The 22389-nt window shown below is 36.9% G+C and carries 21 protein-coding genes, 1 pseudogene and 1 other annotated feature; of the genes and pseudogenes, 20 read left to right on the top strand and 2 right to left on the bottom strand.

Going from position 1 to position 22389, the window contains the following annotated elements:
* Window positions 1–235: 235 nt before the first annotated feature.
* The gene (locus tag IGI43_RS05400) at window positions 236–397 is read right to left on the bottom strand and encodes a hypothetical protein (RefSeq protein ID WP_438756799.1); all 162 of its coding nucleotides are present in this window, start codon (window positions 395–397) and stop codon (window positions 236–238) included.
* Between the two features lie 32 nt (window positions 398–429).
* Entirely contained in the window at window positions 430–786 is a 357-nt protein-coding gene (locus IGI43_RS05395; RefSeq protein ID WP_438756798.1) for a hypothetical protein, read from the bottom strand.
* A gap of 151 nt (window positions 787–937) precedes the next feature.
* Window positions 938–1199: a binding site (T-box leader), on the top strand.
* A 147-nt stretch (window positions 1200–1346) separates the two neighbouring features.
* Here IGI43_RS05395 and IGI43_RS05390 point away from each other — a divergent pair.
* The 20 genes and pseudogenes from IGI43_RS05390 to IGI43_RS05295 all read left to right on the top strand — a co-directional run.
* A complete protein-coding gene (locus IGI43_RS05390) occupies window positions 1347–2627 on the top strand; it encodes an O-acetylhomoserine aminocarboxypropyltransferase/cysteine synthase family protein (RefSeq protein WP_438756797.1) in 1281 nt (426 codons plus the stop codon).
* 504 nt (window positions 2628–3131) lie between these two features.
* Window positions 3132–4655 (top strand): 2-isopropylmalate synthase, encoded by a 1524-nt coding sequence (locus IGI43_RS05385; RefSeq protein WP_438756796.1) that lies wholly within the window; start codon window positions 3132–3134, stop codon window positions 4653–4655.
* Window positions 4655–5701: a 3-isopropylmalate dehydrogenase gene (leuB, locus tag IGI43_RS05380; RefSeq protein WP_438756795.1), complete on the top strand. Its 1047-nt coding sequence runs from the start codon at window positions 4655–4657 to the stop codon at window positions 5699–5701. The genes IGI43_RS05385 and leuB overlap by 1 nt, the downstream gene beginning before the upstream one ends.
* Before the next feature lies 1 nt (window position 5702).
* Window positions 5703–7079: a 3-isopropylmalate dehydratase large subunit gene (gene leuC, locus IGI43_RS05375; RefSeq protein WP_438756794.1), complete on the top strand. Its 1377-nt coding sequence runs from the start codon at window positions 5703–5705 to the stop codon at window positions 7077–7079.
* On the top strand, window positions 7079–7666 hold the full coding sequence (gene leuD / locus IGI43_RS05370) for a 3-isopropylmalate dehydratase small subunit (protein WP_438756793.1): 588 nt from the start codon (window positions 7079–7081) through the stop codon (window positions 7664–7666). The genes leuC and leuD overlap by 1 nt, the downstream gene beginning before the upstream one ends.
* Before the next feature lie 77 nt (window positions 7667–7743).
* Window positions 7744–8490, top strand: a complete 747-nt coding sequence (locus IGI43_RS05365; RefSeq protein WP_438756792.1) for a class I SAM-dependent methyltransferase — start codon at window positions 7744–7746, stop codon at window positions 8488–8490.
* Window positions 8491–9139: 649 nt separating this feature from the next.
* Window positions 9140–10267 carry a tyrosine-type recombinase/integrase gene (locus IGI43_RS05360; RefSeq protein ID WP_438756791.1) on the top strand — a complete coding sequence of 376 codons (1128 nt, stop codon included), beginning with the start codon at window positions 9140–9142 and terminating at the stop codon, window positions 10265–10267.
* Window positions 10268–10538: 271 nt separating this feature from the next.
* Entirely contained in the window at window positions 10539–11267 is a 729-nt protein-coding gene (locus tag IGI43_RS05355; protein WP_438756790.1) for a winged helix-turn-helix domain-containing protein, read from the top strand.
* A gap of 53 nt (window positions 11268–11320) precedes the next feature.
* Complete coding sequence (locus IGI43_RS05350; protein ID WP_438756789.1) at window positions 11321–15457, top strand: pectate lyase-like adhesive domain-containing protein; 4137 nt, start codon at window positions 11321–11323, stop codon at window positions 15455–15457.
* A 13-nt stretch (window positions 15458–15470) separates the two neighbouring features.
* Complete coding sequence (locus IGI43_RS05345) at window positions 15471–15818, top strand: hypothetical protein (RefSeq protein ID WP_438756788.1); 348 nt, start codon at window positions 15471–15473, stop codon at window positions 15816–15818.
* Complete coding sequence (locus IGI43_RS05340; RefSeq protein ID WP_438756787.1) at window positions 15815–16621, top strand: WxL domain-containing protein; 807 nt, start codon at window positions 15815–15817, stop codon at window positions 16619–16621. The genes IGI43_RS05345 and IGI43_RS05340 overlap by 4 nt, the downstream gene beginning before the upstream one ends.
* A 35-nt stretch (window positions 16622–16656) precedes the next feature.
* Window positions 16657–17460 carry a WxL domain-containing protein gene (locus IGI43_RS05335; protein ID WP_438756786.1) on the top strand — a complete coding sequence of 268 codons (804 nt, stop codon included), beginning with the start codon at window positions 16657–16659 and terminating at the stop codon, window positions 17458–17460.
* An 88-nt stretch (window positions 17461–17548) separates the two neighbouring features.
* Complete coding sequence (locus IGI43_RS05330) at window positions 17549–18691, top strand: DUF916 and DUF3324 domain-containing protein (RefSeq protein WP_438756785.1); 1143 nt, start codon at window positions 17549–17551, stop codon at window positions 18689–18691.
* 250 nt (window positions 18692–18941) lie between these two features.
* A complete protein-coding gene (locus IGI43_RS05325) occupies window positions 18942–19382 on the top strand; it encodes a hypothetical protein (protein ID WP_438756784.1) in 441 nt (146 codons plus the stop codon).
* A 19-nt stretch (window positions 19383–19401) separates the two neighbouring features.
* The gene (lepB, locus tag IGI43_RS05320) at window positions 19402–20079 is read left to right on the top strand and encodes a signal peptidase I (RefSeq protein WP_438756783.1); all 678 of its coding nucleotides are present in this window, start codon (window positions 19402–19404) and stop codon (window positions 20077–20079) included.
* A gap of 274 nt (window positions 20080–20353) precedes the next feature.
* Window positions 20354–20797 (top strand): DUF1310 family protein, encoded by a 444-nt coding sequence (locus tag IGI43_RS05315; RefSeq protein WP_438756782.1) that lies wholly within the window; start codon window positions 20354–20356, stop codon window positions 20795–20797.
* Window positions 20790–21170, top strand: a complete 381-nt coding sequence (locus tag IGI43_RS05310) for a hypothetical protein (RefSeq protein WP_438756781.1) — start codon at window positions 20790–20792, stop codon at window positions 21168–21170. Before IGI43_RS05315 ends, IGI43_RS05310 begins: the two co-directional genes overlap by 8 nt.
* A 3-nt stretch (window positions 21171–21173) precedes the next feature.
* A complete protein-coding gene (locus IGI43_RS05305; RefSeq protein ID WP_438756780.1) occupies window positions 21174–21572 on the top strand; it encodes a DUF1310 family protein in 399 nt (132 codons plus the stop codon).
* A complete protein-coding gene (locus IGI43_RS05300) occupies window positions 21565–21945 on the top strand; it encodes a hypothetical protein (protein WP_438756779.1) in 381 nt (126 codons plus the stop codon). The genes IGI43_RS05305 and IGI43_RS05300 overlap by 8 nt, the downstream gene beginning before the upstream one ends.
* A 28-nt stretch (window positions 21946–21973) precedes the next feature.
* Window positions 21974–22360: pseudogene (locus tag IGI43_RS05295) on the top strand (DUF1310 family protein); the annotation flags it as partial.
* Between the last annotated feature and the right edge of the window lie 29 nt (window positions 22361–22389).

The raw sequence follows: 22389 nt of genomic DNA, 5'->3' as shown, positions 1-22389 counted from the left end.
TTATTGAGTAATACTCCTTTTCCATCGGCCTTTTCAGCCGATGGTTTTTTTCATTTTGATTTATAATATCATTTTATTACTATATGATAATTATTTATATTTTTAAATAATTGAAGTTATTTTATTACTATATAAATAGAAAGAGATAATCAACTTAGCACTATAAAAATAAGTCTAAAATAGAACAGTTATGTTCTACTTTAGACTTAAAAAAACCTCACCACAATGATTCGTATTAATTTTCTACATTACGAACATAATCATCAAAATACTGTATAAGATCTGCTTTGATCTTTTGGTATTCGACTTCTGTGTATTCACGTTCTTTGATTGTTCCATTAAAAAATGGAATATCCAACTCTTCGCGCAAGCGATCTACAACTTCGCTTTGATCCATTTGGGCACCTTCTTTACCTGTTGTCTACTCTATTATAAAACATTAAAATCATTCGTCAACTGCTCAAAACAATCTTTCATCGCAGTTAATTTACTATAGAGTAGGATGCTATCTTCATCTTCAAGAAAAAAGACTTGTTTTAACTCAAAATAAAAATCTTCAAACGCTTTAAAAAAAGGATGTACGTCTGAACCAGCCAGTTCACTGTTACTGTAGTAAAAAACGCGCACGCTATGATAGTAAGTAAATACTTCGTTGATATTCAAAAGAATACGAGTATCTTCAGGACGCGGGCGGCTAGTAACTAGATCATATAAAGATAAACTTTTAGTGTGGATTTCCGAGAGATAAGATAAGAGTATTTCCACTTTTTTATTATTTGTTGACATTAAATCGACCTCCAATTTTCCTAATTATAATAAAAAAAGACTAGAAAGAGAAATAGGACACTCCGTTAATAAGAAATATTTGTAAAAAATTAGAATAAAAGAAAAAAATGTTGACAAATAAATGAGTATAATCTAATATTAGTTTCAATAATAAAACTCATTGAAAAGAAGAGTACACAAGCAGACATTGTAAACTAGCTGATTATATGAAGTTTTTAGCTAGAACTAGAGAGCTTTCGTTCGGTGAAAGAAAGTAGTGAACACTTGTGGAAAATGATCTTGGAGAGGAAAAGTCAAGTTGATTTTTACGGCAGCCACCGTTAGCCAGGCACCGAATCAAGAAGAAATTCAGCGTTTGGATCGAGATGGAAATAATTTCCAATAAAGGTGGTACCGCGATAGTCGCCCTTTACTAGCATAATGCTGGTAGGGGGCGGCTTTTTTAGTTTCTTTTTAATGAGAATAATCCAAGGAGGTGGTCATTATGCACGAAGGGGACATGTGCATCGAAAACGTAAAAAAGATAAATAGAATAAAAAATAGAAAAGGAATGAAGCATAATGACAAACACGAACTATCAATTTGAAACGATCCAAATTCACGGCGGACATAAACCAGATAAAGAGACTAATTCTAGAGCAGTACCCATTTACCAAACAACATCCTACACTTTTGACGATACACAAGACGCAGCAGAAAAATTCGCATTAGCCAAATCTGGAAATATCTATACTCGTATCACCAATCCCACTACAGCAGTGTTAGAAGATCGCTTGAACGAATTGGAAGGTGGGGTTGGAGCGGTTGCGGTCGCTTCAGGTACGGCGGCTGTTACATATGCGATCCAGAATCTCGCAAGTAGTGGGGATCATATCGTTTCAGCTTCTACGTTGTACGGCGGAACTTTCAATTTATTCGCTCATACATTACCAGAGTTCGGGATCACGACAACTTTTGTTGATCCAGATCAGTTAAGTAATTTTGAAGAAGCCATCAAAGGAAATACCAAAGCGATTTTTGTAGAAACAATTGGGAACCCAATCACCAATGTGGCAGATTTAGAAGCCATCGCTGAAATCGCACATAAACATGAACTGCCATTGATCGTTGATAATACCTTTGCAACAGCATATTTAAACCGTCCGTTTGACTTTGGCGCTGATATCGTTGTGTATTCTGCAACCAAATTTATTGGAGGGCATGGCGTTGCTTTAGGTGGAGTCATCATTGATTCAGGCAAGTTCAATTGGGCCAATGGTAAATTCCCCAAATTAGTTGATCCAGATCCTAGTTATCATGGATTATCCTATACTAAAGATATTGGCGCGGCAGCTTATATTACGCGTTTACGGGTTTCTTTATTAAGAGATACAGGTGCGGCGATTTCGCCATTCAATAGTTTCTTATTGATTTTAGGTTTAGAGACGTTGTCTTTACGTTTAGAACGACATGTAGAAAATGCAAAGGCTGTAGCGGAATTTTTAAATAAGCACCCGAAAGTCGAATGGATCAATTATCCAGGTTTACCTGACAATAAATACCATGGATTAGCAGAAAAATATTTACCAAAAGGAGCTGGTTCAGTTTTTACTTTTGGCGTAAAAGGCGGAGCTGAAGCAGGGAAGACTTTGATCGATCATGTAGAATTATTTTCATTATTAGCAAATGTCGGTGATGCAAAATCATTGATCATTCATCCAGCATCCACCACGCATTCACAGTTGAGTGAAGAAGAACTAAAAGCCTCAGGAACAGCGCCAGAATTGATTCGTTTATCGATCGGGATCGAGAACATCACGGATATCTTAGCTGACTTAGAACAAGCATTGGATAAACTATAAAAAATAGTAGATAAAGAAACAAAGGGTGAGAACAGAAGCAATTCCTTCAGAAAAAAACTGAAATCTCTAGGAAGTAAACAGACCTTTCTCACCCTTTTTCTTAAAAAAATCTCATAAAACTATTGACTTTAATTAAAAAGTTCTGTATCTTTAACACTATAGTTTGAATTATTCAAAAATTCTGACAATAAAGGATGTTGAAGATGATGAACAAGCAGACAACGACAATTACATTCTTATTATTATCGAAGGACTCATCACACTGATTTCTAGAAACTAGCTGAGACACAGCTTTTTCTTATCAGACGTTGAGAGTCCTGTTTTCGCATTGCATGAACGGGATGACGAAGCATCCCATATCGTGGGGTGCTTTTTTGTTGCAAAACACAGCGACTGCGTGCAGAGCTGATGTTGCGCAATACTTGGCGAACGAAGAGAGAAGTCTTATTCGTATTATTTAACCTAATCATTAAAAAATGAAGAATTTGAAGGGACGTATGAAAAATGAAAAATATCCAATTCTTTGACACGACACTAAGGGACGGTGAACAAACACCAGGCGTAAATTTCAATACCAAAGAAAAAGTTCAAATCGCCAAACAACTAGAAAAATGGGGCATCGATACGATCGAAGCAGGATTTCCGATCGCATCTGTTGGTGACTTTGAAGCAGTCAAAGCAATCGCAGAAAATGCTGAAAAAATGACCGTCGCAGGTCTGGCACGTTGTCAAAAAGCCGACATTGATCGTGCGTATGAAGCCTTGCAAAACGCCAAGCACCCACAAATCCATGTCTTCCTAGCAACAAGCCCGGTTCACATGGAATTCAAACTAAAAATGACACCAGATGAAGTGATTGCTTCTATTAAAGAACACGTTAGCTACGCTAAAAGCAAATTCGAGAAGGTCCAGTTTTCACCAGAAGATGCAACCAGAACAGACAAACAATTTCTACTAAAAGCAGTCCAAACCGCCATTGACGCGGGGGCAACGATTATTAATGTTCCTGATACAGTAGGTTATTCCAATCCAACAGAATACGGCGTATTATTCAAATTTTTGATTGAAAATATTCAAAGCGACCAAGAAATCATTTTCTCTTCTCATTGTCATGATGACCTAGGAATGGCGACGGCCAATGCCTTAGCAGCTATTGAGAATGGCGCTCGCCGAGTAGAAGGAACGATCAACGGTATCGGCGAACGAGCAGGCAATACCGCACTCGAAGAAGTTGCCTTGGCACTCTATATCAGAAAAGATTTTTACGAAGCTAAAAGCAATATTACCTTAAACGAAACTAAAAGAACGAGCGATCTCGTCAGCCGTTTATCAGGTGTTGCAATTCCAAGAAACAAAGCAATTATTGGAGCGAATGCATACGCTCATGAATCCGGTATCCATCAAGATGGCGTGCTGAAAAATCCAGATACCTACGAAATCATCACACCATCACTTGTTGGAGTAAATGAAAACTCATTGCCATTAGGAAAACTTTCTGGTCGACATGCGTTCGCGACTAAAATGGAGACGCTTGGCTACCAATTAACGGAAGAAGAACTAAAAGATGCCTTCAAACGCTTCAAATCACTAGCAGACAAAAAGAAACAAGTGACAGAAGAAGATTTGATTGCACTGATGGTAGGACAATCCCAAGAATGTAGTGAAGATTATCGCTTAGAACGTGTTCAATTACAATACGTTTCTGATGGTAGCCAAGGAGCGATCGTTTCTATCAATACAGGAACAGATGAAAGTAAAACAGAATCAGCGATCGGCTCTGGCAGTATCCAAGCAATCTATAACTCAATCGATAAAATATTTGTCCAAAAACCAGAGCTGCAAGAGTATTACATCAAAGCCATCACAGGTGGTGAAGATGCCCAAGCAGAAGTTCATGTGACCTTAGCAGATACCGAAAATAACAAACAATTCAATGGTATCGGCATCGATTTTGATGTCTTACAAGCCTCTGCAAAAGCTTATGTAAGAGCCAGTGAACAATTTCAAAAAGAAGTGGGGAACGTATGATGAGCAAACGAATCGTAGCATTACCAGGGGACGGCATCGGAGCCGAAATCATGGATAGCGCACTAAAAATTTTAGCTGAAATCATGGTGCAGGATAATCTTGATTTTGATATTGAACGTTTTGCCTTTGGCGGTGCGGGTATCGACGAACAAGGGGATCCCTTACCTGAAAAAACCTTAAAAGCTTGCGAAAAAGCTGACGCGATCTTACTTGGTGCAATCGGTGGTCCAAAATGGGATAATGCTCCAAAACGTCCCGAACAAGGCTTACTTGGTTTAAGAAAAGCCTTAGGACTTTTTGCGAATATCCGCCCGATTTCAGTGCCTGATGCAGTGGTTCATTTATCTCCATTAAAAGAAGAAAACGTTCGAGGTGTTGATTTTGTGGTCGTTCGTGAACTAACAGGCGGTATCTACTTTGGTGAAAAAAAACTAGGGCAAACAGAAGCCTCAGATCTATGTACCTATTCAAAAGCTGAAATCCAACGCATTATCAGAAAAGCTTTTGAAATCGCTCGTACTAGAAATAAAAAAGTTACCTCAGTTGATAAAGCCAATGTACTAGCTACAAGCAAATTATGGCGTCAAACTGCGGAAGAAGTTGCACAAGAATTTCCAGATTGTACCTTAGAACACCAATTAGTCGATTCCGCAGCGATGGTCATGATCCAAAAACCAAAAGCCTTTGATGTGATCGTCACAGAAAATCTATTTGGCGATATCCTAAGTGACGAAGCGTCAGTGATTCCAGGATCACTCGGCATGATGCCAAGTGCTAGTCACAGTGAATCGGGTCCATCACTATACGAACCGATCCACGGTTCAGCACCAGACATCGCGAATCAAAATATCGCAAATCCAATGTCAATGATCTTATCGGCTGCGATGATGTTACGTCAATCGTTTGGCTTGGAAAGTGCAGCGAAGAAAATTGAAGAGGCTTGTGATTGTGTCATGAATCAAGGCATTCTAACGACAGATTTAGGTGGTAAAGCGACAACAACAGATTTTACAGAAGCTGTAATAACAGAATTGAGAGGTGCGTAACATGGGAAAAACACTATTTGATAAACTATGGGAACAACATGTGGTATCAGGCGTCGCTGGCGAACCACAACTATTATACGTCAATCTTCATCTGATTCATGAAGTAACTTCACCACAAGCATTTGAAGGACTAAGAGAAGCTGGTAGAAAAGTCCGCCGACCAGACAGAACCTTCGGCACGATGGATCATAATGTTCCGACCCAAGATATTTTTAATATCACAGATTTAGTAGCAAAAAAACAAATCGAAGCGTTGCAGAAAAACTGTGAAGAATTCGGCGTGACCCTTTGTGATAACGGCAGTGACCGTCAAGGAATCGTGCATATGGTAGGACCCGAAACAGGATTGACACAGCCAGGGAAAATTATCGTTTGTGGGGATTCACATACGGCTACACATGGCGCATTTGGAGCGTTGGCATTTGGAATTGGTACAAGTGAAGTGGAACATGTTTTTGCTACACAATGTATTTGGCAAAATAAACCAAAATCAATGGGGGTTAAAATCACTGGAAAACTAGCGAAAGGCGTATATGCTAAAGATATTATTCTAGCGTTGATCGCAAAATATGGTGTTGATTTTGGGGTCGGACATGCGGTTGAATTTTACGGTGAAACGATTGAAAACCTAACGATGGAAGAACGCATGACCATCTGTAATATGGCCATCGAAGGCGGTGCAAAAATGGGCATGATGGCGCCAGATGAAAAAACCTTTGAATACGTTCGCGGCAGAGAATATGCACCAGAAGATATGGCTGCGGCAATCGCTGATTGGAAAAAACTACCAAGCGACCCAGATGCAACCTATGATGTAGACCTAGAATTGAACGCGGAAGAATTGGTTCCCTTCATTACATGGGGCACAAATCCAGAGATGGGTATTCCGATCACAGGAACATTCCCTGAAATCAAAGATATGAACGACGAACGTGCTTATAACTACATGGATCTAAAACCAGGACAACGTCCTTCAGATATCGAAATCGGCTACGTTTTTATCGGCTCATGTACCAACGGCCGTCTATCTGATTTAGAAGAAGCGGCGCGCATCGTAAAGGGCAAAAAAGTCAAAGATGGCATCACCGCAATCGTAGTGCCAGGTTCAAGACCTGTAAGAAAAGCAGCTGAAAAAATTGGTTTGGATAAAATCTTCACTGAAGCAGGATTTGAATGGCGTGAACCAGGTTGTTCGATGTGTCTGGGCATGAACCCAGATCAAGTTCCAGCAGGGGTTCATTGTGCTTCAACATCTAACCGAAATTTTGAAGGACGTCAAGGCAAAGGGGCAAGAACCCATCTTTGCAGCCCAGCGATGGCAGCAACTGCTGCGATTGAAGGGACATTTAGAGACATTAGAGAGGAGCTTTTGGCATAATGGAGGCATTTACACAACATACAGGGACCACAGTCCCACTAATGAATGACAATATCGATACCGATCAGATCATTCCAAAATCATTCCTAAAACGAATTGAAAAAACAGGTTTTGGCGAGTTTTTATTTGACGAATGGCGTTATTTGCCAGACCGTACACCCAATCCAGAATTTGTCTTGAATGAACCGCAATATAAAGAGGCGACCATTTTGATTTCTGGTGATAACTTTGGTTCAGGTTCGTCGAGAGAGCATGCAGCTTGGGCGCTGGATGATTATGGATTTAGAGCTGTTATTGCTGGAAGTTTTAGTGATATTTTTTATATGAATGCCACGAAAAATGGACTATTACCGATTGTATTGAACTATGATGAGTTGGATGCACTGTCAAATCTTAGGGCGGATGAGACAATTACGATCGATTTGCCTGAACAACAAGTTATCACGCCGAATGGGACGTATTCTTTTGAAATTGATAGCACATGGAAGCATAAATTGGTGAATGGGTTGGATGACATTGCCATTAGTTTGACGCATGATGATGAGATCGCGGCTTATGAAGCGAAGATTCCAGCTTATTGGCAATAAGAAATCCTAAGAGTGCTGCATCGATGAATGATTTCGGTGTAGCTTCTTTTCATTATATCGCTAGGAGAGTGAAATCTATGGAATGGAATGCGAAAAAATATAATACGACACATGATTTTGTTTTTAAATATGGTGCTGGTTTGTTGAAATTACTGCCTAAAGAACAAAGTAAAGTCTTGGATATTGGGTGTGGAACGGGAGAATTGACGAATCAAATTGCACAACTTGGGCATGAAGTGACAGGGATCGACCAATCAGTAAATATGATCAATCAAGCAAGAGAAAGCTATCCTGATTTGACATTTTTACAGGAAGATATATTATATCCAACTGATCAAATTGAAATGTATGATGTAGCTTTTTCAAATGCCGTTTTTCATTGGATTCCTGATCAAAATTTGTTATTGAAAAATATCAATGAGCATTTAAATGAAAATGGTCAGTTGATTTGTGAGTTTGGTGCAGTTGGGAATGTTCAGCTGATTAGAGAAGCTTTTGGGCGTGAATTAAATGCCTTAGGTGCATCTTTTGAGGAGCCGTTTTGTTTTACTTCGCTTTCGGATTATCGGATGTTGCTTGAAAAAAATCATTTTGAAGTTATAGAGATTTTAGAATATGAACGGCCGACAACACTTAAAGGTGGTAAAGCTGGTTTGAGAGAGTGGATGGAACAGTTTTATACTGAAGAGTTGGGGGAATTGTCTAGAAATCAGAAAGAAAGGATACTTGAGAATATGGAGCGAGATTTGACCCCCAGTTTGTGGAAAGAAGATCATTGGGAAGCGGATTATCGTAGGTTAAGGATAATTGCTGTGAAAATGTAGATATAACTAAAAGAACACTAAGGGAAAAAAGAAAATAGAACTACTAATGATATATGGTATTCAATTATTATTCAACTTAACTATTTAAATGAAAAGGTAAAACGTTGACTTCGAATATAGTAGAAAACCTATGGGTAGTTAGTGTGAATGTAAAAAATAACAAAGAAAAATTGAATTTTTATAATAGTACAGAAGTAAGTAAATTTACATCAACACAAAAGGTAGTTTGAAAAATTTTATTTTTCAAACTACCTTTTTTTATATATAGCTAATGTTCATACATTTAACTTTTTATATATAGCTAATGTTCATACATTTAACTTTTTATATATAGCTAATGTTCATACATTTAACTTTTTATGTATTTTTTAAATATCTTGAAAGAATTAAGTTCAAGATATTTTTATTCTTTATTATATGCAATCAAAAGAGTGGAATTAATTACTTATATAATTATATTCTATTATTTTTAATTAGTCTAGTAGAAAAATATATTTTTATTATCAAATTTTTATTTAAAAAAAGAAAAATTTGATAATATTTAATTGTTTTATTGATTAAATCTAGTTTAGAAAAGAGATGTTTATATGTATAATTCATTTTTTAGCCGTCAAAAACCGTCAAATTTAAATGATTTAGGAGGAAAAAAATGTCAAAAAGAGGAGAAAATATCTATAAGCGAAAGGATGGACGCTGGGAAGGTCGTTATAGGAAAGGTCGGAATAAAGAAGGTAGAATTATTTATGGATATGTTTATGGAAAACAATATAATGAAGCAAAAGAAAAATTATCAAAAAAAAATGCAGACTATTTTATATATGGAGAAACATCTGTACAAGAAGGAATGATGGTAGATGAATGGCTACACTATTGGCTAACTATTTTAATGAAAAATAGAATCAAGCCTTCTACTTATTCAAATTATAGAGGACGAATTAAACGGCATCTTGCTCCATTTTTTAAAAATAAGCAATTATCTGAGTTAAAAACAGCTGATATAGACAGATTTATTTATTCGTTATATCTATCAGAACTTTCTTCCAACACCATTCGTAGTATTGTTAGCATGCTAAGAAGTGCTCTAAAAAAAGCCGTAAATGATAACGAAATTTCAAAAAACCCTTGCCAAGGAGTACTTTTACCAGCATTAACGAAAACGGAAATAAAAAGTTTAGAGAAAAATCAACAAAAAAAATTAGAACAAATTGCCTTATATAAAAAAGAGTGCTCAGCAGAAATTATTGCCCTGTATACTGGGATGAGAATCGGAGAGATCAGTGGGTTAAAATGGGAGGATATCGATTTTAAAAACAATAAAATTTTTGTGAAAAGAACAATTTCTAGAATTCCTTCAGTAACAGAAACACATAAGACCGAGATTATTATAGGAAAACCGAAGTCAGTTAATGGAGAACGTATCATACCAATATCTAAAAATCTAAAAAGGTATTTAATGAATAAAAAACAAAAAAGTAACAGTTTATTCGTTATTTCCTGTAAAAACAGTTTTACAGAGCCACGTATCATTAATTACCGTTTTAAAAAATTAGTGGAAGAATCTAAAATAGGTCCAATTCACTTTCACGCATTGCGTCATACTTTTGCAACTAGATGTGTTGAATCAGGTATTGATATTGCTACATTGAGTAAAATCTTAGGACATGCATCAACCAAAATGACACTCGATATCTATACGGATTCTTTGTGGGAAACTAGACGCTCGGCAATGATGTTGATTGATCAACAGCTTAATTATGATGAAAAGACAACTTTATAATGAATGTATGAAAGACATTCAGCAAAATGCTGAGTGTCTTTTTTAGCCGTCACAAAAATCGTCAAATCATTTCAGGAAACGAGCAATAATTGGTTGAATTGAAAAAATATCTTGAACTTAATTCTTTCAAGATATTCATTTTTTCGATTTTTACTATTAGCGTGACAAGTACAAATTTCAGATCAAAAAGTTTTCAATAGTATTTTACTTTTGAATGCACACTACGAGAAGTGTTTAGTTCTGGATATAAATTTAGTAGGAGGTACCTGTAATGTATACTATCGGTATTTTTCGAGATTCGTCTCAACCTGTATTGGATTATACCAAAAAATTTGTGCGCTTAGGTCATGAGGTTACACTTTTACAAGTGGGAGAAGTAGATTCTGAGCTAACAAATATGGATGCATTTATTATTGAAGAATCAGCTGTAACTGATCTAGCTTGTATTTGCAAAAATATTCTGGAATTAAGAATGAGATCAAATAAATTAATCTGGGTGCTGTTAATTGATAATGATGAAGAAGCAAAAACAAAAAAGAAAATTTATCTACAACTAGATGCAGATGGTGTTTCTGTTTATGAAGAAGAATTTGTTTTACAATTTTCAAATATCCTAAAACGGATTGAAAACAAGGAATATCCTACACACTCGCAGACTACTTCATCAACTGCGCCATTACTAGAATTACTTCCTGAAAATCTTAGTGTTTTAAGAGAAGGAAAAGTCGAAATCAGCTTAACTAAATTGGAATTTAAAGTACTGGAACTCCTTATTGATAAACATGACAAAGCATTGACTTATGAAGAAATATACCAACATATTTGGTCAAATGAAAGTGCTGAGAAAAAAGAGTATCGAGTGAGTAATATCATGTTCCATTTAAGAGGAAAAATAGAAGAAGATCCTACCACGCCTAAATTTATCAAAACGGTTCGAACGATTGGATACAAGCTGGCGCTAGATCAACAAGTAAACCGTCTTGGTATGAATAAAGCTTGAAGGAGGTGAAGAAGCTAAGAACATTCTTTTAAACTAAAGGGGCAGGAGGGAAAATGAATGAAATGATTAAGAAAAGAAAATTTCAATTAATTGGAATGAGCATAGCCATTCTTTCGATTCTTATTTTAGCTATGTTTTCGCAGATGTATTCTTCGTCAACTAAAATTTTTGCTAAATCACCGATCTCGCTGACGGCTATTGAAGATGAACACTATACAAATGAATTTTTTCATTTACAAATTTCTGATACAAGGGCTGAAAACGAGCTGAAAAAGTCTGATGAGCGTAATCTATCAACCGATTCAAGTGAGCAAAAAAAAGAGTGGCAAGTTCGTCTACCAGAAGGAATAAAATTTGACGAAGCAGAAGAAAGAGCCACGCTTTTAAAGGAAGACCCAAAAGCAGAGTTTCCTGTTTTTAATTGGAATGAAGAAGCACGGACATTAACAATCACAGTGAATAGTGATCAATCTTCCCTAAAGTTAGCATTATTAGCAGAAAAAAGTGGCGACTATTCACTGATATTGACAGATGAAGTAGGTAGTTTTGCGCAACAAGAGCTAAAACTTTCGGTAAAAGAATCGAAAAAGGCTATGAACAACAGCCAAAGTCCTGATAGCGTAGATTCCGCTCAACCGAGGGCATTAAGCACTCGAGCCGCCGGTACAGCAGAAGTGACAGATTGGCAAAGTTTTGTTGAGGCAATAGCTGACAACACAGTGAATACCATTTCAATACAAAATGATATTACATTATCGGGTACCTTAAATAACTATAATGATTTATTTAGTACCAGTTCTGTTGATTTAACTAGTGCTCAAAATGTCTATTTGTATATCAATAAAAATGCAACTGCACGTTCACTAACAATAGATGGAAATGGTCATGACTTTAATTTTGGTAACTTAGCGATAGGTTTTCTAAATCAAACGAGTTATGTATCTGGAAATTCTGGAACTATTTTTGGCTATTGGGATTTAAAATTCCAAAATATTAATATGAGTTCTTCAAACTATTCTGGACCATTTTATATATCATCGTATACGGCATCTGAAAGTGCAACGAATGGATTAACGGGGACAATTAGAAGTAATGCGAATATTTCTTATGATCTCAATTCAGCTACCAATACGAGAAATGTAACAGACTTTTTAGGATACACGATTGGTCTAAATGATCCTTGGGTAACGAATGTAGACTTATTAAATGATATCTACACAAACGCCCCAACCTATTCGTCTAGTTATTTTATTTATAGTCCGTATTTACGTTACTCACAAAATGTGACAACGGCGACATCGATTGGAATTGCTTCTGGTGCAGAATCCCATATGTATTTCCAATTACAAGGAAATGCGAGGACCGTTAAAGTCAATGGGAACAACTACACACTCGATTTTGGTTCGCTCTGTTTTTCGTTCCAAGCCTACAATAATTATGGTTCAAAAGCGTGGGATATCCAATTTAGCAATATGACGGTTTATCATGGTAACTACTGGGGTGCGATGATTTTTAACAATGGTGCCAATGGCGGAAAAATGACCATGGATAATTATACTGGGTATGGAACACAGTTTTTAGAATCACAACAAACTACGTTGACGTTGAAAAACAAAGTTCATTTGGAACAACAACGTACATGGACTTCTGTAAAAAAAGATGGTACAACAATTCGTACGTGGAATGTGAATAACTACCAACAAGGAAGTCTAGCCATTTCGACAGCTTTTGTAGAAGATAATGCGGATGTTTACATTTCTTCTCTAGGTTCGAACGTGCTGTATATTCCATCCGGCAGTTTTGCTATTGGTAAAAATGTCAAACTTAAACTGGAACGTGGCAATCAAACAACCGCAGCTGAATACTACAATACCAACTTGAACATTTCAGGTGGATCATTATCCGTAGGAGAAGGTTCCACCGTTGATATCTTAAACCATCATGCGACATATGGCGGTGCAGTCTACCTAGGATCAGCTTCATCTGAGTTAAATATTGGAAAAGATGCGACGGTGAATATTCAAACAGATGCTTATTCTGGAACGGGCAACAACAATATAAACTATAACCCAATCTATATGAATGGCGGGTCGATCAACGTTTCAGGGAATTTAAATGTTAAGGGTGTAAACATGGGTGCCAGCACGACTGATCTATTCTATGTTGCAAATAACTCAACCTTTATCGTTCAACCGAATGCTTCTTTTGATATTCAAAGCGATAGCACATCTATCACGCAATATTTATTACGAATGGGTGGAGCATCATCAACGTTTAAATTCTCAGATGCTAAACGCGTGAATCTTCAAAAAAATAGCGCATTAACCAGTGGTACATCTGCCAATAATGGGTTGATTTGGTCTCAAGGAAACTTAGATATGTCGGTTCAAAATGTCTTCCAATGGTCACTGAATAATGTGGCTGGCGGAGCTGATGGCGATAGTGGTTATACGTATGAGTATATTCCGATGAGTAATATGCGATTAGCTTATGGAAGTGGCTTTAATCCTACGATCACAGCATCTAATGCGATGACAAATGAAACGTTAACTAGATTCAACGCGAATTTTACAACGAGAGGACAACAACGGGTTCTCTTTACTCGAGTACCAGATCCAAATATTGCGATTCATAGTATTGCAACCGATAATCGTGGCAATAACAGTTCGACAACGGTATCTGGCTATGCGATTCCAAATGCCTATATCCGTATTTGGGATGTACCAGTCAATAACTCGATCACGGCAGCGTTTGATCCATCAACCGACAACATAAAATCGCCCGTAGAAGATATGTCTACACCAGCTGAATATCGTGCGAATTTTACAACGAAATCAGATGCGGCAGGCAATTGGTCAGTAACCGTACCAGCAGGTCATTATTTTACCGCTGGAAGTGTCATTCATGCTTATGGATTTGCGAATTTAAAAGCCGAAGAAGTCACGCAAACAGTCTTGGATAAAACACCGCCTACTGCTTCACCGGTGACCTATTACATGACGAAAGGTGATACTTTACCTGCACCAAAGGAAATGGTGAAAGATGTTAGTGATACAAGTCCTGTCAATACTGGTTTTGATTATGCCTATACAGATCCTACGGCAGCACAAACAGCAGCTAATACGCCAGGAACTCACACGGTACAGATCAATGTATCAGATCAGGCGGTTGATGCTGATGGAAATCCAGCGCCGAATACCAAAGTAGTTGAGTCAACGCTCGTTGTCTATGACCAAGCTTCAGGTGTTTCAGGCTCTGATTTTGAGGCATCGTATGTAGATATTCGAAATCTATCAGAAACAGAATTAAAGAATTATATCCTACAGAATAGCAAGCCAGAAGCCTATAAACTAGCAAATGGAACCAAAACAGATCTGACTTCATTTGTGACGGTAACGGACTTTGGCGGCTTAAATAATGTGAGCGAACTTCAACCAAAAGCATACCCTGTCACTTTAACAGTAAAAGCAGCTGATTCAGGATTGCCTACAGACATTACAACGACGATCCAAGTGACAGTAGTCGATGTAGATGCCGTATTATCAGTTGAATTCTTAAATGAAGCAAATCAAGTGTTATCTGGCTATACCGTTAAACTAAATACGCAAGTCGGGGACACGATTGACTTAACAAAAGAAGAGAGTGTTACTACACAACTTACGAATGTAACGAATGCAGGATATGACATTGCGGAACGACCAACGAATGAAACTGCGGTGAAAGTGAATAATACTGCACTAAAAGTCCAATACAAGTTGCAAGGAGTATTGAGTTTGACCTCAGTACCAAGTTCTTTAGACTTTGGGGCACTAACCTATAATGCGACAACTAAACGAGTAGAAGATCCAGAATTTGATCAGAAACTAGTGGTCACGGATACTCGGGCAGATGCCAAAAATGGTTGGCGCTTAACGGCTACATTGACAACACCTATGAAAAACAATAGCGGTCAAGAATTAGTCAATGCCCTACGCTATGTTACAAGCGGTAAAGAAACAATTTTAAATGATAATGCACAAGTTGTTTACAGCAATAGTAAGGGCACAGCAGGTAGTTTTGATGTCAGTGACAGTTGGGGAAAAACAGCAAATACTGACGGTATAAAATTACAATTTAATTCATCTGATACGGTTTATACGGGAGATTATGTCGGCGTAATTATGTGGAAAGTCATGGCCGGACAACCATAAAGGAGAGTGGAAAATGAAACATAAAACAATAAAATTAATCGTCTGCTCTCTGGTTGTGTTGATTGGCATCTTTAGCTACTCAAGCAGTGCAAGTGCGAATGAAGGAACAGGTGGGCAAGTCAATCGAGGCGGTAAGATTTCGTTTTACGAAGAATCGACAGAACCATCTGACTCATCTACCAGTACTGAACCAAGTTCATCCACAACGACAACTCCGAGTACAACAGTGAAACCAGCTGGGAAAATTCTTCCTAGTATGGGTGAGCTGATAAAAAACTACGGCATTTTCGGCATAGGTATTTTACTTCTATTGATACTACTTCTCTTTTTACGAAAACGTAGAAAGGGGGAGCAAAAATGAAGTTAAAACAAGTCGGTATCTGGTCGTTATCAATCGCTAGTTTGTTTCTAGCCATTGAATCAGGCATCATTGCACAAGCTGCTCCTGAGATGCTTGATCAATCAGGCTCAGTCAGTATCAAAGGAAGTGTGGTGACCAATCCTGTTGATCCTGAAAACCCAGGTGATGTTGTTGATCCAGGGGATAGTCCTTCAACCAAAGGCCCCCTTCGTATTGACTATGTTTCTGCTCTTGATTTTGGTGAAAGTAAAATTTCTAAAAATGGACGTAACTATCACGCGCTTGCGCAGCAGTTTTTGGGTGAAACAGGCCCTAGAGGCAGTTACATTCAAATTACCGATCAACAAGCAGAATCGTCTGGTTGGACGTTACAAGTCAAACAAAACTATCAGTTTACGAATCCTATTATTCAAGAAACGAGTGAGCAGGATTTAAAAGGCGCAGTTCTTTCGCTTGATAAAGGCTGGGCCAATTCCAGTGGGACTAGTGAAGCTCCTACCGTAATGCGAGAAACGATTGCCTTAAATTCGATTGGGTCAGCATACGAAGTTGCAACTGCCAGAGCAGGCAGCGGTAAAGGTGTTTGGACCATTGCCTTTGGCGCATCGGATACGAATTCTAGCAAGCAACCTGTAACACTGACACCTGTCGTAGATCAAGCAGGAAAACCAGTGATAGACAGTATTTATAATAAACCAGTGTATAGCAATTCAGCAATCACACTAAGTATACCGGAAGCAACGAAGATTCATCCGGTAGAATACCAAACGGAGATAACTTGGATTTTAGCTAAGTTGCCTTAATAAATAACACACAAACAATTAGGAGGAACAACAATATGAAAGCAAGAAGTCTTTGTGCATCAACATTAGTAGCAATTTTAGGAGTAACAGTTCTAGGAGCGGCAACACCTGCATTCGCAGCACCAACTGAATTAACTTCAGAAGGTAAAGTAACAGTTACAGAAGGTACTGCTGGTGGTGGCGAATCTGAAACAATCGATCCAGAAAATCCAGGTGAGGTATTACCAACGCCAGATCCAGAATCACCAGATGAAAATACAAACACAGAACAAGGATCATTAGTTATTGAAAAAACAACTGATTTAGATTTTGGCTCTATTGAAACATCTGCCAATGCTGTAACTAGCTTTGCAAAACCAATGACATTTAACGGTGGAACAACAAAACGTGGTGCTTATGTACAATGGGCTGACGTTCGTGCCGGAGGCGTATTCGGTTATACAATCACAGCGCAATTAACACAACAATTCACTTCAGGAACAAATGTGTTGACTGGTTCAACAATTGACTTTAGCAATGGACTTGCTGCAGCGCAAGGAGATAACACAAATGCTGTTCCTTCAAACGTTCAAACTGGTTTCCAATTAACAGAAGCTGCAAACGATGCAAAAACGGTCGTTGTAGCTGACAAAGATAAAAAAGAAGGAAAAGGCCGTCACATCTTAGAATTTGGCCAAAGTTCAACGTCACAAAATGGAACGCCAGGAACAGATGCAGAATCTGTTAAATTAACTGTTCCTGCAGCAACTGCTTCAAATATGGCTGTAGCGGATTACACTGCTACTGTAACTTGGAAAATTACTGCTGCACCTGCTGAAGAAGAAAATCCAGAAGCATAAGCACGATCTTCGAATTTTGCAGAGGAACAAGTTTAACTTGTTCCTCTGCGTACATAGAAAAAATACTTTAGAATAAACGAGGTTAGTTATGAAATCACATATAGGATCTATAAAGCAATGGGTAAGTATTTTTTTGAGTATCGTGGTTATTGGGCTCTTTTTTTTAAAAGCAGTTCCTAGTTATTCCGCTGATAAGAATCCAGCAGGTGTTACAGGGTTTACTTACAGTATTACGTTCCCTGATAACCAAGTAAAAAAAGATTTAGGCTACTTTAAATTAAAAATGGACCCAGGTAAAAACCAACAGATTTCTATCACATTAAGCAATCCTGGTACTGAAAAAGTGACGATCGACGTTAAATTGAATGGGGCAAAGACGAACCAAAACGGTGTGATTGAATACGGTGAATCAACAATTAAAAACGATCCATCCTTACAATTTGATTTTACCGATATTGTCACTGGACCAGAATCAGTTGAGTTAGCACCGGGAGAAACAAAAAATCTTGATTTGACCATTCAAATGCCGGAAACAAGTTTTGATGGGGTGATTGCTGGTGGTATCCAGTTGATGAGAGCAAATCAAAATGGCACCTCTCCTAATGAAGGAGGCTCAAAAATCGTTAATCAATATGCTTATGTGATTGGTGTTGTGCTACAAGAATCAGAAAAAACTATTGCCCCAGATTTAGAATTGAATAGTGTGAAAGCGGGTCAAAGCAATTATCGCAATGCTATTTTTGTGAATTACTCTAATGTGATGGCAGCATATTTAGATAATTTGACAGCTGAAGTTCAAATCACAGAGAAAGGTAAAGAGACTGTTTTATATGAGCGTAAACAAACCGCAATGAGAATGGCACCAAATTCTTTTATTGACTTTCCTGTCAGTATGAATGGTGAGCGGATGGTTGCAGGAAATTATGTAGCGAACATTCTCGTGACCTCTGGTGATAAAAAATGGAAATGGACCAAAGACTTCAATATTTCAGATAAAGATGCCAACAAATTTAACGAGCGAGATGTTGGTTTAGTGCAAGAAAAAGGACTAGACTGGAAATTGATCGCCCTGATCGTTGTAGGTATTTTAGCCTTAATCATTCTTATTTTCGTGATTATTCGTATACGTAATAAGAAAAAACAAGAAAAAGAATTAGTCTTAAAAAAAGAACGTAAAAAGAAGAAACAACAAGGTTCATCTAATGGGAAAATCAGTAAGAAAAAGGATTAGGAAAGTATAGGAGCTGTAGTGTATGTCTGTTTTAGATTGGATTTTCATCATAGGGATAGCACTGTCAATTGTTGCGCTCCTAGGGTCAGGCTATTTTTTAGTACAATTTTTTCATAAACGTAGTCTGTTAAAAAAACTTCCAAATAAGAAATTTAAAAATAAAAAGAAAAATAGAAAAATCGCACGAAAAAAACGGCAGTTGATAAACCAGAAAAAAACGAGCATACGCTTATTTTGGATAATGTCCTTTGTGACAGTTGTTTTAGCGGGTGGCATGTCGTATCTTTCTTATTACCAGTCGATGAATTTAACAACAGGAGATTCAGATTCTGTTGTGAAGGGCTATTACTTATTGCGAGATTTTGAAGACCAGCTGATTATAGCTCGTGATAAAAGTGATGAGGAAGAAAAATTACAAAAAAACCTTCGCTACTTAGCCACCTCTATGGCAAGCTATGGGACGAAAAAAGCAAGTGACGTCAATTCAGAAGAAGGACAAATTACCTTGAATCGGTACTATAATTCAGTTAAACAATTAGGGATGAATGCCAGTACGCAAACCAAAAACTTTTTCGGCAACCAAGAATTGGTAGATAGTTTTTTAGCCGATATCAAGAAAGCGCAAGTCTATGAAAAAGAAACCTTTGATTATTACAAAGTGAATGAAGCTGCTTTTAAAGAAGAAAAGTAATCCAAGTGAGTGATTTTCGATGGAGAAAGAATCAAAGCGCATAAGAAAAAAGAAACCGTCAACTACAAGAAAAAAACGCCCTTCTCAAAAAGTACCAGCAAAAAAGACAGGAAACAAAAAAAGACAACACCATAATAAAAAGACCAAACGTAAAAAACAACCCGTTAAAAACTATCTAAAAGAACTTATCGTTGCTATAAGTTTGAGTGTCGTATTGATACTTGTCATCAGCTCCTTTTTCCTGACGATCGTAACGGTTCACGGTTTTAGTATGATCCCAACGTTACGAGAAAAAGATCAGGTTCTTGTTCAAAAAACAACTGACTTCAAACGGTTTGATTTAGTTACGTTTAAAAGTGGCAATGGGAACACGCAAATTAGACGAATCATTGGTCTGCCAGAAGAAAAAATTGCGTACACGGATGATACACTTTTCGTGAATGACCAGCCAGTAGACGAAAAATTTATTATGGATGAAATCAATGAAAGCCAACGCAACGGTAAAAATTATACAGAAGATTTCACGAATCGAACGTTGACCTCTGCTGTTGCGATTCCTAAGGGGTACTATTTAGTTTTAGGGGATAATCGACCGTATGCGACGGATAGTCGGCATTATGGTTTGATTGTACAAGAGAATGTAATTGGGAAAGTGACGATGCAGCTTTTGCCGTTTGGTGAGATGAAGAGTTTTTAGAGTGGGAATATAGTACAAAAAGGATGGAGATGTTCCATCCTTTTTTTTGTACAATTTTATCATTCTGAAGTGAATAACCTAACTGCGTTGTATCAAGGCTCTACAATTCCAGAGAAAATAGGCAGTCAAGTTGGAGAAGTGAAGCGTGATTGGTGGGATAACAATAAGCCAATCTTACGTAACAGCGAGAAAAATTAATCCCCTATTTTATCCGTCAACCAAATGACAAGTATGTTATAGTTTACTTAATAAAAATGATTTTGAGGTGTCTTAGATGAAAAATGATACAAAAGAGAAGGAACTAGCACTCTCTGAGGTGAAAAAAATAAAAAAAAGGACGTTTTATTCTATTTTAGGAATATGTTTATTGATTGTTATAGGAATAGGAGGAAAAGTGTATATGGATAACAAGAGGTTTCATGATGAAATGGTCAATGTGGTGAAAAGTGGACAAGCAAAAAAGGAAATAGAAATGGGGTTAAAGAATTTAGATTCAAAGGCTTTAACGCCAAAAGGAGTAATCAGGTCGTACGAAATAGATTATGAAAGTATTGAACATAATCCTATGGGTGCTATTATGTTTGATGTGATTATTAATAAAGATGATAAGCTTGTTGCTAAATTTGATTTAAATAATCATTCAAATATTGTGGAGGTTGGCGGTATTGGTTTGTCAGAAAATTTATCAGATTTAGTTAAAGGAGTAGAATATGACTAATTTTACAGATGAAGAACGTAAACTCATTGCAGAACAAGAATACAAAAATTGGACGGTTAATGATGAAGTAACGATTAATAAAGGGAAAAAATCTATAGGCTATGTATCAAAAGTAGTGAACGATAAAAAAACAGGGGAACAGGCTTTTATCATCACTGACGGCAATCCGAAAGTACAAAAACCGTCTGAAGTGAACAATGTAACTGTACTGTATCAAGGCTCTACAAGTCCAGAGAAAATAGGCAGTCAAGCTGGAAAAGTGAAGCGTGATTGGTGGGACAACAACAAACAAATCTTAAATAATATTGAGAAAAGTTTTAAGAAGCTTAATACTATATTTGATCGGACAAAACAAATTAATGACGAGGTGTAAGGGATGACTAAAAGAAAATTTATAGTAATAGGAATAGTTTTAGTTATTATTCTAGGTATCGGAGGAAAAGTGTACATGGATAACAAACGATTTAAAGATGAGATGTTAAATGTGGTAAATAGTGGTCAGGCAAAACAAGTTTATGAAAAAACATTAAAAAATGCAGATTCAAAAGCTTTAACTTCAGATGGAATAATTAAATCATATAAAGTGGATTATGATAGTGTGGAACATAATCCTATGGGAGGAATAATGCTTAAATTGATTATCAATGATGATAATCAATTGTATATTCGAGTGACTTTAGATCAAGAAGAAAATGGGAGATTAACTAACAGTTCTGGTGGAGGGTCACTGCCCTTGGAAAATATGTTAGAGAAAGGGAATATGAATAATGACTAATTACTCAGATAAGCAACGAGTTGATATTGCTAAAAATGAATATGACGACTATAAAGAAGGCGAAGCTGTATACATTGACGATAGAAATACAAAAATAGGCTATGTATCAAAAGTAGTAAATAATAAAAAAACTGGAGAACAAGCCTATATTATCACAGATGGCGATCCGAAAGTACAAAAACCGTATGAAGTGAACAATGTAACGGTGCTGTATCAAGGCTCTACAAATCCAGAACAAATAGGTAGTCAAGCTGGAGAAGTGAAGCGAGATTGGTGGGACAACAACAAACAAATATTAAATAATATCGAGAAAAGTTATAAGAAACCGAATACTATGTTCGATCCGACCAAACAAATTGCAAGTATATTATAGTTTACTTATTAATGATGAGGAGTAAGGGATGACTAAAAGAAAATTTATAGTAATAGGAGTAGGAATAGTTTTAGTTATTATTCTAGGTATCGGAGGAAAAGTGTATATGGATAACAAACGATTCAATGATGAAATGGTAAACGTGGTAAAAAGCGGTCAAGCAAAAAGGGAGATAGAAATAGGGTTAAAAAACTTGGATTCAAAAGCTTTAACGCCAGAGGGAATTATCAAATCTTATGAAATAGATTATGAGAGTATAGAACACAATCCTATGGGAGGAATTATGTTTGACGTAATTATAAATGATGATGAAAAACTTAGAGTGTATAATCTTTTAAATAAAAATACAGAAGATGGCACTTTAGAAAATTCTGGTGGTGGAAATACAGCGGAATTAGAAGAGTTGTTAAAAAAGGAGGGAATTAGTATGGGATATTCTGATAA

Origin of the sequence: Enterococcus sp. AZ126 (assembly GCF_051714545.1) — a bacterium.
Lineage (GTDB): Bacteria > Bacillota > Bacilli > Lactobacillales > Enterococcaceae > Enterococcus_L.
The sequence above is the reverse complement of the archived record's forward strand: the minus strand, read 5'-3'. Positions and strand labels throughout refer to the sequence as shown.